The organism is Flavobacterium glucosi (genome assembly GCF_048286535.1).
Classification (GTDB): domain Bacteria; phylum Bacteroidota; class Bacteroidia; order Flavobacteriales; family Flavobacteriaceae; genus Flavobacterium.
On record NZ_JBLVPK010000009.1, the window covers coordinates 60,114 to 78,953 of the forward strand.

The 18,840-nt window shown below is 35.7% G+C and carries 10 protein-coding genes and 1 rRNA gene; 6 read left to right on the top strand and 5 right to left on the bottom strand.

Going from position 1 to position 18,840, the window contains the following annotated elements:
* Nucleotides 1-71 precede the first annotated feature (71 nt).
* The 5 genes from porU to ACNQGD_RS14175 all read left to right on the top strand — a co-directional run bounded on the left by porU (nucleotide 72) and on the right by ACNQGD_RS14175 (nucleotide 8,492).
* Nucleotides 72-3,908 (top strand): type IX secretion system sortase PorU, encoded by a 3,837-nt coding sequence (porU, locus tag ACNQGD_RS14155; RefSeq protein WP_417999730.1) that lies wholly within the window; start codon nucleotides 72-74, stop codon nucleotides 3,906-3,908.
* A gap of 38 nt (nucleotides 3,909-3,946) precedes the next feature.
* Nucleotides 3,947-5,116, top strand: coding sequence for a type IX secretion system outer membrane channel protein PorV (gene porV / locus ACNQGD_RS14160; RefSeq protein ID WP_417999731.1), 1,170 nt, complete (start codon nucleotides 3,947-3,949; stop codon nucleotides 5,114-5,116).
* A 73-nt stretch (nucleotides 5,117-5,189) separates the two neighbouring features.
* Entirely contained in the window at nucleotides 5,190-5,672 is a 483-nt protein-coding gene (gene cdd / locus ACNQGD_RS14165) for a cytidine deaminase (protein ID WP_417994406.1), read from the top strand.
* Between the two features lie 143 nt (nucleotides 5,673-5,815).
* Entirely contained in the window at nucleotides 5,816-6,814 is a 999-nt protein-coding gene (gene pdhA, locus ACNQGD_RS14170) for a pyruvate dehydrogenase (acetyl-transferring) E1 component subunit alpha (RefSeq protein ID WP_113637949.1), read from the top strand.
* 7 nt (nucleotides 6,815-6,821) lie between these two features.
* Nucleotides 6,822-8,492 (top strand): pyruvate dehydrogenase complex dihydrolipoamide acetyltransferase, encoded by a 1,671-nt coding sequence (locus tag ACNQGD_RS14175; RefSeq protein WP_417999732.1) that lies wholly within the window; start codon nucleotides 6,822-6,824, stop codon nucleotides 8,490-8,492.
* 56 nt (nucleotides 8,493-8,548) lie between these two features.
* Here the strand turns inward: ACNQGD_RS14175 and ACNQGD_RS14180 are convergent, their stop codons facing one another.
* Nucleotides 8,549-9,790 carry a glycosyltransferase gene (locus tag ACNQGD_RS14180; protein ID WP_417999733.1) on the bottom strand — a complete coding sequence of 414 codons (1,242 nt, stop codon included), beginning with the start codon at nucleotides 9,788-9,790 and terminating at the stop codon, nucleotides 8,549-8,551.
* Nucleotides 9,791-9,902: 112 nt separating this feature from the next.
* Here ACNQGD_RS14180 and ACNQGD_RS14185 point away from each other — a divergent pair, with 112 nt between their 5' ends.
* Nucleotides 9,903-10,484: a MiaE family protein gene (locus tag ACNQGD_RS14185; RefSeq protein WP_131996069.1), complete on the top strand. Its 582-nt coding sequence runs from the start codon at nucleotides 9,903-9,905 to the stop codon at nucleotides 10,482-10,484.
* Between the two features lie 78 nt (nucleotides 10,485-10,562).
* On the opposite strand, the gene ACNQGD_RS14190 is transcribed toward ACNQGD_RS14185, so the two are convergent.
* The 4 genes from ACNQGD_RS14190 to rrf all read right to left on the bottom strand — a co-directional run.
* A complete protein-coding gene (locus ACNQGD_RS14190; RefSeq protein WP_417999734.1) occupies nucleotides 10,563-12,428 on the bottom strand; it encodes an OmpA family protein in 1,866 nt (621 codons plus the stop codon).
* Between the two features lie 19 nt (nucleotides 12,429-12,447).
* Nucleotides 12,448-13,365: a PorP/SprF family type IX secretion system membrane protein gene (locus tag ACNQGD_RS14195; RefSeq protein WP_417999735.1), complete on the bottom strand. Its 918-nt coding sequence runs from the start codon at nucleotides 13,363-13,365 to the stop codon at nucleotides 12,448-12,450.
* 63 nt (nucleotides 13,366-13,428) lie between these two features.
* Nucleotides 13,429-18,243, bottom strand: a complete 4,815-nt coding sequence (locus ACNQGD_RS14200) for a T9SS type B sorting domain-containing protein (RefSeq protein WP_417999736.1) — start codon at nucleotides 18,241-18,243, stop codon at nucleotides 13,429-13,431.
* A 514-nt stretch (nucleotides 18,244-18,757) separates the two neighbouring features.
* Nucleotides 18,758-18,840, bottom strand: a 5S ribosomal RNA gene (rrf, locus tag ACNQGD_RS14205); the annotation flags it as partial.

Genomic DNA, 18,840 nt, shown 5'->3' on the forward strand with positions numbered 1-18,840 from the left:
TATTTAAATCACACGAAATGGTTTATTTTTACTGATAAATAATAACGCACTATTAATCACGTTAAAAAACGATGAGAAAAATACTTTTGGCTTATTTAAGCTTAATTCCTTTTGTTTCTTTTGCTCAAATTAAAGGTGATGCAGTCATTGAATGGACCGACAAAAAAGAAATGTCCTATGGTGATTTCAAAGTTATTGTCCCTCAATTTGCAGGAGAAAATTTCCATTATGATGCTTCCCAAAAAGCATTGCTTTATACTTTAAAAATAAAAGAACCCGTCTCTTTTAATGAAGGAAAAGTCACAATCACAAATGTAACTTACGAAACAATAACAACTTCACAACTCGGCGATTTGGCTTCCGAAAATATTCCAAAAACAGTAAATGCATCCTTGAAAGTAACCATTTCAAGAGACCTCAAAGACGCTTTTATTAATCTATCCCCCATAATCAAGGACGACTTTGGATTCAAACGAATCAAGTCTTTTTCCTATGAAGTAGATGCCAATACTGCCAGAATATCACAATCCAGTAAAAGCACCAGTACAAATAGCATCTCCAATTCTGTTTTAGCTACAGGCAACTGGTATCAATTTTATGTTGAAAAATCCGGTGTATACAAAATCACTAGAACTTTTTTACAACAACTCGGATTAGACGCAAACACACTAGACCCTCGAAAAATAAAAATCTATGGCAATGGCGGGCGAATGCTTCCGCTATCAAACAGTTTGTTCTATCCAAATGACCTCTCCGAAAACGGAATTCAAATTAATGGCGAAGCTGACGGAATTTTCAATAATGACGATTATATTCTTTTTTATGCAGAAGGAGTTGACACTTGGAATCCCGAAAGCCTGACCTTTACTAATTTGTACGACACTAAATCCTATTATTACATTACCGTTCAAGGTTCTGATGGGAAAAGAATTATTCCTATGCCACAACCTTCCGGAAGTAGCACTGTAACAGTAACTTCTTTTGACGATCATCAATACCACGAAGTAGACCTTATTAATATAGCGCGATTGGGCCGTCAATGGTTTGGTGAATCATTCGAAGTAAAAGACGAACAGGAATTCGATTTTAATTTTCCTAATTTTGATGCCTCAACGCCTGTAAAACTGATGGTAAATGGGGCTTCAGCTGCTTTTGCTCCAACTACTTTTAATGTGACTGCAAATGGAACCGCAGCTGGAACTATTTCTTTTCCTGCTTTAAACAACAATTCCGAAACGGAGTTTTATTTAGGCTCTTTACCAAACAACACCAGTTTCAATGGCACCGAAAACATAAAAATAAAGCTGAAATACAACAACAACGGCGTTCCGGGTTCCAAAGGTTTTCTAGACAATATCAGGCTTATCGCCAAGCGAAAACTGCAAGGCTACGGAAAACAGTTTCATTTTCAATATGATTCATCCAGTTCAACTCTTGGTATCGTAAATTACAGCATTTCAAACACATCGGATATTCCTCAAATTTGGGATATTACAGATCTTTATAATGTAACCAAAATAGAGAACTCCAATCAAAGTACATTAAATTTCAAAGCAAATCTAGGAGAGCTCAGAAAATATATTGCGTTAGATGCTTCCGATTACTATACTCCTTTAAAAGGTACCAAATCAAAAATTACGAATCAAAATCTAAAAGGCACATTATTTAAAAACGGGCAAGGTCAATTTCAAGATATCGATTACGTGATTATCACACCCGCTTTTTTAGCAACACAAGCCGAAAAATTAGCTGCTTTTCATCGCGCTCAATCTAATTTAAATGTAAAAGTGATTCCTTTAGAATTGATCTATCAAGAATTTTCTTCTGGAAAACAGGATGTTGCCGCAATCCGAAATTGCATTAAATACATCTACGAAAATGCTTCTGCACCGGAGAAAAGAGTGAGATTTGTCAATCTTTTTGGCGATGCTTCTTATGATTTTAAAAATAGAATCTTAAACAATACTAATGTTGTGCCTATTTATCACGCCTTAAACAGCAGTACAACCGGTGAATCCTCTTTTGCCTCAGATGATTTTTTCGGATTAATGGATGCTGGTGAAGGAAATGTTGTAACGTATTTTGGAGGAATTGATATTGCAGTGGGAAGAATGTTAGTTAATGACGCCAAACAGGCCGATGAAATGATCAATAAAGTAATCGAATATCACGATCTAAAGTCCTACGGAAGCTGGAGAAATAACTTCGCATTGGTTTCTGATGATTCAGATATTGCATCCGATGCCAGTTTACAAAACAGGCAAAACAGCCTTGCAAATACAATTGCTTCCGAAAAACCATTTCTAAATGTGACTAAAATTCTTTTAGATTCTTATGTCCAAGAAGCATCCGCAGGAGGCTCCAGATACCCAAAAGCCCGAACTGACCTCTTCAATGCTTTCGAAAAAGGGGCTTTGGTGTTTAATTATTTAGGACATGGTGGCGAAGATGGTTTATCAAGTGAACGCATTTGGGAAAAATCAGATGGACAGAATTTGAGCAATCAATACAAGTACCCTTTATTTATAACTATCACTTGTGAATTTTCCCGTTTTGACAATCCTTTAAGACCAACCGCTGGAGAATACACCTATTGGAATCCTAAAGGCGGAGCAATCGCAATGATTACAACCATTCGTTCCATTGGACAATTCAGCGCAGAAAATTTCAACGACGCTCTGACAAAAAATTTATTGTCGTACAATTCGAACCAATATACTTCAATTGCGGAGGCACTGCGAATTTCAAAAAACAGCAATCCAAATTCAGCGACCAATGTAGTTTTTTATATTGGCGATCCAGCATTGATGCTTGCTATTCCAAAGCCAAAAATTAGATTAACTAAAGTAAATGACATTCCGGTTACCCAAACCATTGACGACTTCAAATCATTGGCAAAAATGAAACTGACGGGAGAAGTTACAGATGAAAACAACAACTTGTTGACGAATTATAACGGAGAAGTTGCCACAACTATTTTTGACAAAACAGTTTCAAGAATAACCTATAATAATGACGGCAACAGTCCGCCTATTAATTTCAATGTTTTAGGCGAAACAATATTCAGAGGAAACGCATCGGTCACTAATGGCCAATTCGAATTTAGTTTTGTTGTTCCCCGAGATATTAGAGTCCCATTGGCCAACGGTAGAATTAGTTTTTATTCCAAAAAAAATCAATTATTACAGAACGAAACCGGGTACGATTCAACAATAAAAATAGGCGGAATAAATGAAAATGCAACCGCAGACAATATTAGTCCAAGAGTTAAGTTATATATGAATGACGAGACTTTTGTTTCGGGCGGAACAACAAATGAATCCCCATTTTTTGTTGCACTGCTAGAAGATGAAAACGGAATAAATACGGCTAGCGGAATAGGTCATGATATTGTTGCTATTCTAGATGGAGATGTAAGCAATCCCTTTATACTGAATGATTATTACCAAACAACATTAGACGATTTTAAAAGTGGAACTCTCCGATTTCCGTTGCGCAATTTAGCTCCCGGATTACACACTATAACATTCAAAGCGTGGGATGTATACAACAACCCAATAACCGCTGAGATTCAGTTTATTGTTGTAGGTGATGAAACGATAACATTGACACATGTGTTGAATTATCCAAATCCGTTCGTTAATTATACTGAGTTTTGGTTTACACACAACAGACCATTTGAACCATTGGACGTCCAGGTTCAAGTAATGACAATAACAGGAAAAGTGGTTTGGACAAAAAATCAAATTATCACAACTGAAGGATTTTTATCAAAAGAAATTACTTGGGATGGCAAAGATGATTTTGGAGATAAAATAGGAAAAGGCGTTTATGTTTACAAACTAACCGTCAAATCAAGTTTAACAAATAAGAAAACTGAAAAATTTGAAAAACTTGTTATACTTTAATAAAACACTATATTTGTTTAACAAAACTTCCTACAATAATGAAAAAAACAATATTACTTTTTATCTTTTTATTTGTAATTTCTTTTACAAAAGCACAAGATAGAGTTATAAACCCAGGAGTTCCCTTTTTATTAGTTGCGGCCGACGCAAGAGCTGCTGGTATGGCAGACGTAGGAGTTGCAACATCAGCTGATGCTTTTTCACAACAATGGAATCCGGCTAAATATGCTTTTGCAACTGACCAAAAAGGATTTTCTATAAGTTACACACCTTACCTTACTGATCTGGTTAATGATATTTCATTAGGACAATTGACCTATTATCAAAAATTGAATGAAAGAAGTGCCTTTGCAGGAAGCCTGCGCTACTTTGGTTTAGGTGAAATTGAATTGCGCGAAACTGGTGATCCAAACGAAGCGCCTAGAATAGTTTCTCCAAACGAGTTTGCTATTGACGGATCCTATTCGTTAAAACTAAGCGAAAAATTCTCTATGGCAATTGCCGGACGCTTTATAAATTCGAATTTAAAGGTGGCTTCTGACAACACAGATGCTTCTTCCGCAAGTACTTTTGCAGTGGATGTTGCCGGTTTTTATCAATCTGAAGAAATAGCGTACAACGAATTCAACGGAAGATGGAGAGCAGGATTTAATATTCAAAATTTAGGTCCAAAAATCAGTTATGACAACGATGATTTTAACAACAACTTCATACCGGCCAATTTAAAAATAGGAACTGGTTTTGATTTTATTTTAGACGACTATAATAAGGTTGCCGTAAATGTTGAATTTAATAAATTATTAGTTCCAACACCACAAGATCCAGATTTAAACGGCGACGGAACAGCTACTCCTGAAGAAAGGAGTCAAAACAACCAAAATTACCGCTCTATTGGGTGGACTTCCGGTGTTTTTAAATCATTTGGTGATGCTCCTGATGGATTCGGTGAAGAGTTAAAAGAAGTCACGTATGCAGTAGGTGCCGAATATTTATACCAAGATTCCTTTGCGATGCGTTTGGGATATTTTCACGAAAGCCCTTTAAAAGGGGCCCGACAATTTTTCTCCCTTGGAGCAGGTTTCAAGTACAACGTAGTCAAAGTAGATGTTTCTTATTTATTCTCCGCATCAAAAGTAAAAAATCCTTTAGAAAACACGCTGCGTTTTTCGCTTACCTTCAATTTTGGAGATAAATATGACGAATATTAACCCCCAATAAAATCTACAAATATTATCCAAATTTCAACACTATGAAGTTTGGATTTTTTTTCCTTAAAAAAGTATGAAAGAAATAACAATTACCACTCAATTTAAAGTATTCGATTCCATCCAAGATTTACCAAATGACATTCAGGATTTAATGACGCAAGCCGTTGAAGTCCGAAAAAATGCTTACGCACCCTATTCAAAATTTAGAGTTGGGGTTGCAATTGTTTTAGACAACGGAAAAATTATATTAGGTTCAAACCAAGAAAACGCAGCCTATCCTTCGGGACTTTGTGCGGAACGTGTCGCTATTTTTTATGCCGGAGCAATATATCCAGAAGCCAAAATTTTAAAAATGGCAATTACAGCTGCTTCTGACTCGAATCAAACTACAGCTCCGATTCCACCTTGCGGTTCTTGCAGACAATCTATAGCAGAATACGAAATCAAACAAGAAACCCCTATCGAAATCTATTTCATGGGAGAAATTGGCGCTATTTACAAATCAGAATCCCTGAAAAACTTGCTTCCATTTATGTTTGATAAAAAATTCCTGTAAAAATTCCAAAAATTGCCTATTAAATTTTAGTTCTTACTTGGAATGTCTTATTTTTGCATTTCGCAAATTTGTGGGAGGAAACTATTTTGCGTTATAGGTACACATTGATAATACAATAACACTTTAGCAAAAGAAAAATTCAGATGAAAGAAGTTACAAAAGAAGTATATTTAAAGTGGTATGAAGATATGCTGCTTTGGAGAAAGTTTGAGGACAAACTTGCAGCATTATACATCCAACAAAAAGTTAGAGGATTTCTACATTTATACAATGGTCAAGAAGCTGTGTTAGCTGGTGCATTGCACGCTATGGACTTGACAAAAGACAAAATGATTACTGCTTACAGAAATCACGTTCAGCCAATAGGTATGGGAGTTGATCCTAGACGTGTCATGGCAGAACTTTTAGGAAAAGTTACCGGAACTTCAAAAGGTATGGGTGGTTCTATGCACATCTTTTCGAAAGAGCACCGTTTTTATGGTGGACACGGAATTGTAGGAGGACAAATTCCTGTAGGTGCAGGATTAGCTTTTGCCGACAAATATTTTGAAACAGGTGGTGTTACCATGACTTATTTTGGTGATGGAGCAGCACGCCAAGGATCTTTACATGAAGCTTTTAACATGGCTATGTTGTGGAAACTTCCAGTGGTTTTTATTGTTGAAAACAATGGTTACGCCATGGGAACTTCTGTAGAAAGAACAGCCAATCATACTGATATCTGGAAATTAGGTTTAGGATACGAAATGCCTTGTGGACCAGTTGACGGAATGAACCCTGTAAAAGTTGCTGAAGCAATGACCGAAGCAATAGACAGAGCGCGTCGTGGAGACGGACCAACTTTCCTGGAAATGAAAACATACCGTTATAGAGGTCACTCTATGTCAGATGCACAATTATACCGTTCGAAAGAAGAAGTAGAAGAATACAAAAAAATTGATCCAATTACTCAAGTTTTAGATGTAATTAAAGATCAAAAATATGCTACAGAAGAAGAAATCGAAGCAATTGATCAAAGAGTAAAAGATTTAGTGGAAGAATGTGTAACATTTGCCGAAGAATCTGAATACCCTCCTATTCAACAGCTTTACGATGTAGTATACGAACAAGAAAACTATCCATTTTTACCTCATAAACTATAAATCAATTATGGCAACAATAATTACAATGCCTCGTTTGAGCGATACGATGACGGAAGGAACGGTAGCGACTTGGCTAAAAAAAGTAGGTGATAAAATAAGCGAAGGTGACATCCTTGCAGAAATTGAAACCGACAAAGCAACAATGGAATTTGAGTCTTTCAACGAAGGAACACTTTTACACATAGGAATCCCTGCAGGTGAAACTGCACCGGTTGACTCTTTATTAGCAATTATAGGAACTGAAGGCGAGGATATTTCAGCATTATTAGCAGGAAAACCAGCTGATGCAGCTCCAGTTAAAGAAGAATCAAAAGGAACTGAGGAAACAAAAGTTACTGAAGAAACAACTTCTACTCCTGTAGCTACAAAAGTAGCAGCACCTGCAGCAACTTCACTTCCAAAAGGAGTTGTAGTGATCACCATGCCGCGTTTAAGCGACACCATGACCGAAGGAACCGTAGCGACTTGGTTGAAAAAAGTAGGCGATTCAGTTGCCGAAGGAGACATTCTTGCTGAAATCGAAACCGATAAAGCAACAATGGAATTCGAATCTTTCAATGAAGGAACTTTATTATACGTAGGAATCGAAGAAGGCAATACTGCACCTGTTGATAGCCTTTTGGCAATCATTGGACCTGCAGGAACTGATATTTCCGGAATTGCAGAAAATTACAAAACTGGCGGAGCGCCACAAGCTGCTCCTGAAGTAGCAGAAGAAAAAGAAGTTCCATCAACAGAAAAAGCTTCAGAGCCAGTGGCTCAAGAGCCATCAACTGACGGACAACGAATTTTAGCATCACCATTGGCAAAGAAAATTGCTAGTGATAAAGGAATCCAATTGACACAAGTAAAAGGTTCTGGTGAAAATGGACGTATTGTAAAAAGCGATATCGAAAACTTCACACCACAAACCGCTGCTGTTCCAGTGTCGACAACTTCAGCACCAGCTAAAACTGACACTGTAGCTGCTCCAAAAACATTTGTTCCGGCGGGAGAAGTTTTCACAGAAGAAATCAAGAATTCGCAAATGAGAAAAATCATTGCGAAACGTTTAGCAGAATCTTTATTCACGGCACCACATTACAACTTAGTAATTGAAGTGACAATGGACGAAGCGATGAAATCGAGAGTTATCATTAACAGCGTTCCTGATACAAAAGTATCGTTCAACGATATGGTGATAAAAGCGTGTGCAATGGCTTTAAAAAAACACCCAAAAATAAATTCTCAATGGAGAGAAGATTCAATTCTTATCAACCACCATGTGAATATTGGAGTTGCTGTAGCTGTTGAAGACGGATTAGTAGTTCCTGTATTACGTTTTACAGATGCTATGAATTTATCTCAAATTGGCGGAAACGTTAGAGATCTTGCAGGAAGAGCTAAAAACAAAAAATTATTACCTACAGAAATGGAAGGAAGTACTTTTACCGTTTCTAATCTTGGAATGTTTGGTATTACAGAATTCAATTCTATCATTAACCAACCCAATTCTGCTATCCTATCCGTAGGAGCTATTGTAGAAAAACCGGTTGTGAAAAATGGTCAGATTGTCGTAGGAAACACAATGATGTTATCTTTAGCTTGCGACCACAGAACAATTGATGGTGCTACTGGAGCTCAATTTTTACAAACATTGAAACAATTTATAGAAAATCCAGTTACGATGCTTGCGTAATAACTCGGTTCTTAAAATACAAATCCCGTCTTGTTTCTACAACTTGACGGGATTTTTTATTTATTCTTCTCCTCAATCCAGCGCGACATATATTTAGTACTTTTTAAAGTATGATGCTGTAACATGGCTCCCATAAAATTACTCAACCGATGTTGTTGCAGATTTGTGCATAAAAATTCTATTTTAATACTAAAGTCCGTTTCGAATGAACCTTTAGAATAGCGTTGACTGATAATTTCAAATCCATTTTGTTGGGCTGTACCCCAAATTGTTTTATCTTGATACAATTGTATTGCGCTATCCACAAAATCAGCTACATCATCCGCAACAAAACCGTTCCATGGCAAATCCCCGTGCATGGATTCAGACCCGATAGAAGTTGTAATACTTGGCGTTCCACATTGCATTGCTTCCAATAATTTTCCTTTAATACCTGCACCAAAACGCAAAGGAGCCAAAACAATTCGCGCTTCCTTAACTACTTCTTGAGCGTTACTAGCTCGTCCCATGATTAAAAAACCATCTTTGCTATTATGCAATTGTATTACTTTTTGCGAGGGATATGCACCATAAACATTCAAAACAGCTTCTGGAACTTGTTTTTTAAGTAAAGGCCAAATTATTTCCTTTAAATACTGAACCGCATTCCAATTGGGCTCATGAAGAAAATTCCCAATAAAAACAAAGTCTTTTCGATTTTCGAAAGAAGGCAGTTCTTTTATTGCAGAATCGCCAATTGGTTCCAATAAAAAAGGCAAATAATGCAATAAGGCTTTGTCTATTTTAAATGCAGATTCCAAGAGTTCCATCTCAAATTCGGAAATCATCAAAGACAAATCACAACGTAAAATACTTGCAATTTCTCGTTTTGCAACTTCTTCTACAAATAAATCAGCTGTATTAAAGGAACGGTTTTCTTTAAATGCTTTCTGGCGGGCTAATCGCAAAGAATGTAAATCCTCAGTATCTAATATTCGTAACGCATCCGGACAATTTTCAGCAACCCGCCAACCAAATTGTTCTTCCATCATAAACCGATCAAACAAAACTACGGCTGGATTCAGTTCTTTTATATAAACATCAAAACTAGAATTATTAAGGGCTATTGATTTTTTATCAACTCCGTATTCTTGTAAATCAACCATGAAATCACTGTTTTGTGCAGGACTGGCAAACGTAATGCTATAACCTTGGGCTTTAAAAAGTGAAATCAGCTGCATCATCCTTCCTCCTGCAGCGGACGAATTGGGTTCCGGCCAAACAAAACCAATAATTAAAAGCTTTTGAACTTGATTCATAGTATTATAAAATTTCCATTGCAAAATAATGCTATTTTGACTTCAATACCGTCATTTGGACAAAAAAATAGATTATAAAACACTAATTTTGTTCTAAATAAATTTCAGTACCATGTTAGGATTAAAATTAGCCACAGACCCTCGTTGGGTAAATATAGTCGAATCGAATATAGAAGAAATCTTGACTGATCATGCTTGGTGTGAACAAAAGGCAGCTTCCAATGCGATAAGTTTAATCACTTACAACTCTGAATTAGAAGAATTAGTAACCGAAATGCTGATTATTGCAAAAGAAGAATTAGATCATTTGCAATTGGTTCATAATTTAATCAAAAGTAAAGGACTGACTTTAGGCAGAGAAAGGAAAGATCATTATGTAAATGAACTTTTTAAATTTATGAAAAAAGATGGTAGCCGAAAAGACGCTCTTTGTGATCGATTGTTGTTTTCAGCTATGATTGAAGCCAGAAGTTGTGAGCGGTTTAAAGTTTTATCAGAAAATATAAAAGATGTGGAACTGGCTACTTTTTACAGAGATCTCATGATTTCTGAAGCGGGACATTACACTACTTTTTTGGGTTTTGCACGTAAATATGCTGACAATATAGATGTAGACAAACGTTGGAAGGAATGGATAGAATTTGAAACTTCGATTATCACGAATTATGGTAAACAAGAAACAATCCACGGTTAATTAAAAGAATTTTATAATAAACAAAAAAACAGGATGCTTAATGGCATCCTGTTTTTTAATATTTACAATCTAAGTAGATTACTTTACAATCATAAACTCAGAACGTCTGTTTAAAGCATGTTCTTCCTCGGTGCAATTTTCCTGACAATTCACTTTAAATTCTGATTCCCCGAAACCTTTTCCGGTTATTTTATCAATACTAATTCCTTTCGAAACAATGTATGCCACAGTAGCATTTGCTCTTCTCTCCGAAAGATCTAAGTTAAATGCATCAGTACCTCTGGAATCGGTATGTGACTTTACATAAATATTCAATGTATCATTTTGAGACATTACATAAACCAATTTATCAAGCTCTGCGGCTCCTTTCTTAGTTATGCTGCTTTTGTTGTATTCGAAATAAATAGGATTCAAAATAATTTCTGTTTCTGTCACGATCAATTCAACTGGATCAATTACTGCATCAACCGTAACTTTTCCTTCACTAATTTTAGCTATTGGGAAAGATTTTGAAACATAACCATCTTTAAAAACTTTTATCGTATAGGTCTTCTGACATTCTACGTCATAAAGAACTTCTCCATTCCTATCAGACATTTGAGTGTCTAAAACAGTGTTAGTTGCATCTAAAATAACAACTTTTGAATTAGGCAACAATTTTCCAGTTTTGGCATTTTTTACCACACTAAGAATCTGCCCTTTACATACTGGAATAGTACTATAAATATGGTCTACACCGCTACGATTACTGGATAAATACCCGATATTTTTTTCTTTATTAAATGTAAAAGCAAAGTCGTTTTTCTCCGTATTTACAGGTTTTCCAAGATTATACGCTTCCACATCTTTATTTAAATCTACAGAAAAAACATCAAAACTTCCAAAACCCGTTAAGCCATTTGAAGAAAAATATAAAATAGCATCATCGGTTACAAAAGGAAAATTCTCGTCACCAACTGTGTTAATTTTATTTCCTAAATTTTCTGGCGTACCAAATGTTCCATCATTATTCACCGTTACTTTCCAAATATCAGTTCCTCCGACAGAACCAGGCATATTAGAAGCAAAATAAAGAACCTTCCCGTCTGCAGCTATCGATGGATTCCCCATAGAATAACTTTTACTATTAAATGGAAGTGGTGTAATGGCGCCCCACTTTCCATTTTTTTTAACTGCTTTGTAAAGATTCACTTGACCAAATTTCAGCTTATGTGTTTTATCTTTTTCGAATAATTTATCTTTGAAGCTTTCGCTTGAAAAGTAAACAGCATTACCCTCTTTGGTCATTGTAACCGGGCCTTCATGAAACCTACTATTTAATTCATTAACAGGAATTGGCTCTGTATAGCTTCCATCAGCATTATAAGTAGACTGATAAATATCTAAAAAAGGTTCGTTATTCCAACCGTATATTTTATTGTTTTCATTTCTGGCACTTGCAAAATAAAGTATATCTCCATAAAGATTTGCTCCAAAATCAGATCTTTGAGAATTAATTAAAATTTCATCTACAACAAAAAGTTTTTCTTTATTCAATAGTTCTTGAAGATAATTTGGATTTTTATTGAATTGTTTAGCTCTCTGATCGTCTGGCACTAAAGATGAAAATATTTTCATTTGAGCATTAGACTCCGCGTATTTACCGTTAGACTTCAACATTTGAGCGTATCTATAATACGTTTCTGGATCTTGTTTTGTTTGTATTGTTTTGGCATACCATTTTTCGGCTTCTACGGTATTGTGCATATAATAATAACTATCACCAAGTTGTTTAGTCACATAAGCATCTGTAATTCCTTTTTCAACTAAAGCTAGATATCCTTTAGCAGCTTCAACATAATCGTAGCTTTCAAATAATTTATCTGCCTTTTTAGTCTCTTTGTTTTGTGCGCAAAGTGAGAAACCTGCCAGCACAAAAAACAGTAATAGTGTATTTTTTTTCATTAATTAAAAAAATTAAATTTTAGAAGAATCTAGGAGAACGTGAAACTTTTTTCGATTCAAATAAATCATATAACAATATGAATTCATGTGATGATGGAGAAGTTACTTTCAAATCTGAAATAATATGATCGTAAGCATACCCAATTCTTAATTCAGGTGTTATGGCAAAATTAATCATCCCTCCAAAACTGTCTTCCAATCTATAAGTTGCTCCAATCTCAAATTTCTCTTGATATAAAAAATTGGCCGAAACATCTAAAGACGGAGATACATTAAACGCCGATTTTAACATTAACGAAGGCTTGAATTTCAATTCATAATTAAGATCAAAAACATACCCTGCGGTTAAAAAATAGTGAGACACATCTGAACCATATTCACGCCCATTATAATCTAAATGCGCTGATTTAATCATATTTGGAATCGAAAAAGACACGTAATATTTGTCTGTGTAATAAAACAATCCTGATCCTAAATTAAATGAGGTATCGTTGATATCTTCTCCGAAAACACCTTCATTAGGGTCTGGCAAACTGGATTGAATATCCCTTAGTCCTACTTCGTGAAAAGAAACCCCAGCTTTTAAACCAAATGCCAATCTTTGTGTGTCTCCTAATTTCAAAGTATAAGAGAAATCTCCAAAGACATTTTGTTCTGTTACCGGCCCAATCTTATCTGATATAAATGATAGACCAACACCAACATTTTTGCCTGCAGGAGTATGACCTGCAAAAGTAAATGAAGCCGGCGAGTCTTCAATATTTACCCATTGCTTTCTATATAAAAGACCAAAAGAAACACTTTCATTAGAACCTGCATAAGCTGGATTAACAACATTCATATTATACATATACTGGGTGTAATGTGGATTTTGCTGCGCTTTTACATCCATGTAGGCAATAAGAATTAAAAGAGACATCAATATTTTTTTGTTCATATCTATTTATTTTTCGTTTTATTGGTCTATTTAAAAAAATTACAGACTAATAAAATGTATTAATTACTGTTTTTCTCTGATTAAATAAATCCAACCTGTTTTTGGTTCTCCACTATTGAATTCTATCACATAATAATAGGTAGCACTTGGAAGATCCTCTCCTTTATTTGACTGACCATTCCATTGGTCTGTATAATTCGCCTGATTGTAAACCTTAATACCATATCTATTAAATATTTCCAGTTTTTTGACATCCATCAATCTTAAATCAAAGAAGTCATTTGAACCGTTCCCATCAGGAGAAATCCCTTTTTGGATATTACAATAAACAGACTCTATAACTACATTACTTGATGTTTCACAACCCGTATTCGTAGAAGTTACAGTAAGCGTATATGTTACAGGAAACACCATTTGTCCGCTTGGAGTTGATGCTATGACATCACTTACGTTTAACACATTTGAATTTGTTCCAACAGGAGCTCCAGTATTGTCCTTCCATTGATAAGACACGTTGTTTGGATCATACGAACTTGATAGTGGATTTGCTGTTAATATATATTCTTTATTTTCGCAATCACCTATTGTTTCAAATTGAATTTGTGGCGGGATAGCATTTATAGTTATTTCAGAACCTAGAGTTATACACGCAATACTATTTGTAAATCGTACGCTCATTGTATATTTTCCAGGAGCCAAATTACTAAAGACATTACTATTTTGATAACCATTACCGATACTGTACTGAACGTTTGCTTGCGTGCTGATTGTAATGCTTCCTGATGGTACTAAACATGTTGGGTGTGTAACTTGAACCAAAGTGGGAGTTGACGGCAATAAAGGAAGTGGATTAACAGTTACACTTGCCAGACTTTGTACTGAACATGTATTGTCAGCAATATTTCTCACATATAATACATAATTATTTGGAGCTAATCCGGTGAACGTATTTGAAGCTTGATAAATTGTACCATTCAAACTATATTGTACTCCGGATTGAGTAGCTATTACAATAGTCCCAGATGTAACAGAACATGTTGGTTGAACAACGCTAGACATTATTGGAACTACGGGAGGAATTGGAATAGCATTAATAGTTACCGCAGCTGTTGATGTATTTAAACAGCTAATATCAGTTGTATTTCTTACATACAAGGTATAATTACCCGGAGCCAATCCTACAAATGTATTTGAAGCCTGATACGTTATACCGTTTAAACTATACGCTACTCCAGGTTGTGTTGTTATTACAATAGTTCCTGATGGCACAGCACATGTTGGCTGCACCACACTAACAGCTGTTGGCACTAACACTGCTTGTATAGGATTAATTGTTGTTGTTGATACCGAAGAAGTAACACAAGTAGTATCCGAAAGACTTCTTACATACAAAGTATAAGTAGTTCCTGGAGCCAATCCTGTGATGAGATTTGAAGCTTGATACGTTGTACCATTCAAACTATACTCTACTCCTGTCTGTGCAGTTATAGTAATGCTTCCTAATGGCATTCCACAAGTAGGTTGAGTAACACTCGCAGTTGTTGGAACTACTGGTGGAGTTGGAATTGTATTAATTGTTGTTGCAGACCCAGATGAAGTTACACAAGTGTTATCGGCTGTATTTCTAACATATAATGTATATGTCCCAGAAACTAATCCTGTGAACGTATTTGAAGCCTGATACGTTGTACCATTCAAGCTGTACTCTACTCCAGTTTGTGTTGTTATAGTAATGCTTCCTGATGGTAATCCACACGTAGGCTGAACAACACTTGCTGTTGTTGGAACTACCGGAGGAGTTGGAATTGCATTAATCGTTATTGGAGATCCAGATGGAGTCACACAAGAATTGTCAGCTGTATTGCTAACATACAAAGTGTAAATCCCCGGAGCCAATCCAGTGAAAGTATTTGAAGCCTGATAATTTGTTCCATTCAAACTATACGCTACGCTTGTTTGTGTAGTAATAGTAATACTTCCTGATGGTGTACCGCACGTAGGTTGAGTAACACTTGCAGTAGTTGGAACTACTGGAGGTGTTGGAATTGCATTAATTGTTGTTGCTGAAGACGATGAAGCTGTACAAGTGTTATCAGCAGTATTTCTAACATACAAAGTATAATTACCCGGAGCTAATCCTGTGAAAGTATTTGAAGCTTGGTAGGTTATACCATCTAAACTATACGCTACCCCAGATTGTGCTGTTATGGTAATACTTCCTGATGGTGTAACACATGTTGGCTGAGTTACCCTTTCCGATGTTGGAACTACTGGAGGGTTTGCAATTGCATTAATCGTTATTGGAGACCCAGATGAAGTTACACAAGTATTGTCCGCTGTATTTCTAACATAAAGAGTATAAGCAGTACTTGGAGCTAATCCTGAGAAAACATTCGAAGTTTGATATGTTACACCATCCAAACTATACGCTACCCCAGATTGTGTAGTTATGGTTATGCTTCCTGTTGGTAACCCACAAGTAGGCTGAACAACACTCGCTATTGTTGGAACTACCGGAGGAATAGGAACCGCTCTAATTGTTATTGCTGACCCAGATGGAGTTACACAAGTAGTATCAGCTGTATTTCTAACATACAAAGTGTAATTACCCGGAGCTAATCCGCTAAAAGCATTTGAAGCTTGATACGTTGTACCATTCAAACTATATTCTACTCCCGTTTGTGTTGTTATGCTAATACTTCCTGATGGCGAACCACACGTTGGTTGAGTAACACTTGCAGATGTTGGAACTACTGGAGGAGTTGGAATTGCATTAATTGTTGTTGCTGAGCCAGAAGAAGTTACACAAGTATTGTCCGCTGTATTTCTAACATACAAAGTGTAATTACCCGGAGCTAATCCGCTGAAAGCATTTGAAGCTTGGTAGGCTATACCATCTAAACTATACGCTACCCCAGATTGTGCTGTTATGAAAATACTTCCCGATGGTGTAGTACAGGTTGGCTGAGTAACGCTTGCCGACGTAGGAACTACTGGAGGGTTTGGAACTGCATTAATTGTTGATACTGATCCAGATGAAGCGGCACAGGTATTATCGGCTATATTTCTAACATATAAGGTATAACCTCCTGGAACTAATCCCGTAAAAGTATTTGAAGATTGATAGGTAGAACCATCCAAACTATACGCTACTCCAGATTGCGTTGTTATAACTAAACTTCCAGATGGTGTACCGCACGTAGGTTGAATAACGTTTGCCGTTGTTGGAACCACTGGAGGAGTTGGAATTGCATTAATAACTGCAGGAGTTGCTGATGAAAGCACACAAGTATTATCTAATTTATTTCTAACATACAAACTATAATTCCCTGGTACTAATCCTGAAAAAGCATTAAGATCTTGATAAACAGCACCATTTATACTATACTCAACCCCAGGTTGTGTTGCAATTACAATAGTTCCGGATTGCAAAGCACATGTTGGTTGTGTTATGCTGGCCGTCGTAGGGATTGAAAGAAAATTCATTGTGATATTTGCCTCCGAATAACAAGGTGTTAGTGCCGCTGAAGCAACAACTACAGGATTTGGATCTTTCAGATTATAATCTATGGCAGCAATCCCGTAATCTAAATTACTACTTCTTTCCGGACTTAAAAATGAATTAGTAACCGACTGACTACCATCTTCTTTGTCATACATTGTCAATGCAAAGAATTTAATATCTCCAGTTGTATAACCAATAAGAGATTTTGAAACTTCTACTTCAAAACCAAGATTATAATCATTAATCCCACTATTATTTTTATTAACACCCATTACTGCTGAAGGAAAACCTGTAGTTGCACTTCCCAAATAAGTTTTAACAGAAGCGCCGGTTCTTAATTCAATAACATTAGCATAATAATTCGTTTCAGCTGCATCTGTAGAAATAACTAAACAATAATCAGCCTGAAAATAAGAATCGAAAGTACTAGGATTAGTATTAAAAATATTAAAGGCTCTAACTAATGGATCAGAATCTGCTTCATCACCATAATTTGAAATATTGAATCCTCCATTTTTAGTATCAAGAAACAATAAAATACTTCTATTATTTAGAACTTTACCTGAAATCCCTAAAACTACTTTATCTTCCATAGCACTAATTTTCAAAGAATTTACATATCCTGTTGAAGCATTAGCAGATAATGGAGCGGAAAGAAAATTATCCTCTAAAGCTCCCGTTCCCCATGATTTCTCAGTAATAGATCCATCCATAGTAACTGCATATCTAGTCCTTACCTTAACTACTTGACCATCAGTTAAAGCATTAGTTGTAAACATTCTATTTGTTGACATGCCCTGCATTATAACACCATCAACAGAAAATTCGAATAAATCAGCTCCACCTGAAGCGGTGAACGTAACTGGTGTTCCTAAACATAAAGGGCTTGTTGAATTATTTGTAGGAGAAGCTGTCAAAGTAACTGCTGATGGCGCTACATAAATTGATGCTACCACCGGCACGCGTGTACTAATATCACTACCTGATCGACTGCGTACATAATATGTTCTAGTTGAACTAATGCTTGCACTATAAACAGTTCCAGTGTATATAGGAGTAACAGACGTTTGAGAAGTAAACCATTCAATAGTTTCAGAACCATTCGCACCAAACGCATAAACATTAACCTGCATTAAAGTAACACCATCACCACAAGAACTACCCGCAGTTGTTGAAGGTGGTGCTAGAATAGCTTTAGTTTTTAAAACTCTTGATAGTTTTTTATTTTTTTTTATTGTATCAGCAAAAACTAATTTTGAAGATATTTCAAAATTCACATTGTGTAAGTTTACAAAATCCTCTAAGTTTTTTGAACTTAATGTAAATCCAAATAACAAATGAAATAGTAAAAATAAAAGTAATTTTTTCTTCATAAACTGATTCTTTTAGTTAATACACAACAGTATAATATTTTATTTAATAAAAGTATTCTTTTATTTTCAATGAGCAAATCAAATTTTAATAAAAATTTAACCATTCAAAAATAAAGAAATTAAATGGTTATAAACTTGATTTCCAATTGAAACAGTTAAGAAACAGACCTATATCAACCACAAAAAATCCTCATCAAAACAATGATGAGGATTTAATAAAATATGACTGTCCACTTTGCGTACTACTGTTGTTTTTTATGCCACATATTTAAAAGATTTTGACAGATTTCCTTAATAAATCTCACTCACTTTTCTCTAATCTGTGCAATCTTTTGAATATGTGTTAAAAATCTTGTTTGGTATTAGTTTCGGATAGCATACGAAAATCCTCATCACATACATGATTAGGATTTAAAATAATCTGAACGAGTTCAGATGAGAGAAAGGAGTTAGCTGAATAGGCCGCTGGGGCTATAAAACAAAAAAGCCTATCTTTTCAGATAGGCTTTTCAAAGAAAGGCGACGACATACTCTCCCACATAACTGCAGTACCATCTGCGCAGGCGGGCTTAACTACTCTGTTCGGGATGGGAAGAG

Bases quoted from the DNA above. Each gene is read 5' to 3' on its own strand.
- ACNQGD_RS14200 (WP_417999736.1), bottom strand. From the start codon at position 18,243: ATGAAGAAAAAATTACTTTTATTTTTACTATTTCATTTGTTATTTGGA.
- ACNQGD_RS14180 (WP_417999733.1), bottom strand. From the start codon at position 9,790: ATGAATCAAGTTCAAAAGCTTTTAATTATTGGTTTTGTTTGGCCGGAA.
- porU (WP_417999730.1), top strand. From the start codon at position 72: ATGAGAAAAATACTTTTGGCTTATTTAAGCTTAATTCCTTTTGTTTCT.
- ACNQGD_RS14185 (WP_131996069.1), top strand. From the start codon at position 9,903: ATGTTAGGATTAAAATTAGCCACAGACCCTCGTTGGGTAAATATAGTC.
- cdd (WP_417994406.1), top strand. From the start codon at position 5,190: ATGAAAGAAATAACAATTACCACTCAATTTAAAGTATTCGATTCCATC.
- ACNQGD_RS14190 (WP_417999734.1), bottom strand. From the start codon at position 12,428: ATGAAAAAAAATACACTATTACTGTTTTTTGTGCTGGCAGGTTTCTCA.
- pdhA (WP_113637949.1), top strand. From the start codon at position 5,816: ATGAAAGAAGTTACAAAAGAAGTATATTTAAAGTGGTATGAAGATATG.
- ACNQGD_RS14175 (WP_417999732.1), top strand. From the start codon at position 6,822: ATGGCAACAATAATTACAATGCCTCGTTTGAGCGATACGATGACGGAA.
- porV (WP_417999731.1), top strand. From the start codon at position 3,947: ATGAAAAAAACAATATTACTTTTTATCTTTTTATTTGTAATTTCTTTT.
- ACNQGD_RS14195 (WP_417999735.1), bottom strand. From the start codon at position 13,365: ATGAACAAAAAAATATTGATGTCTCTTTTAATTCTTATTGCCTACATG.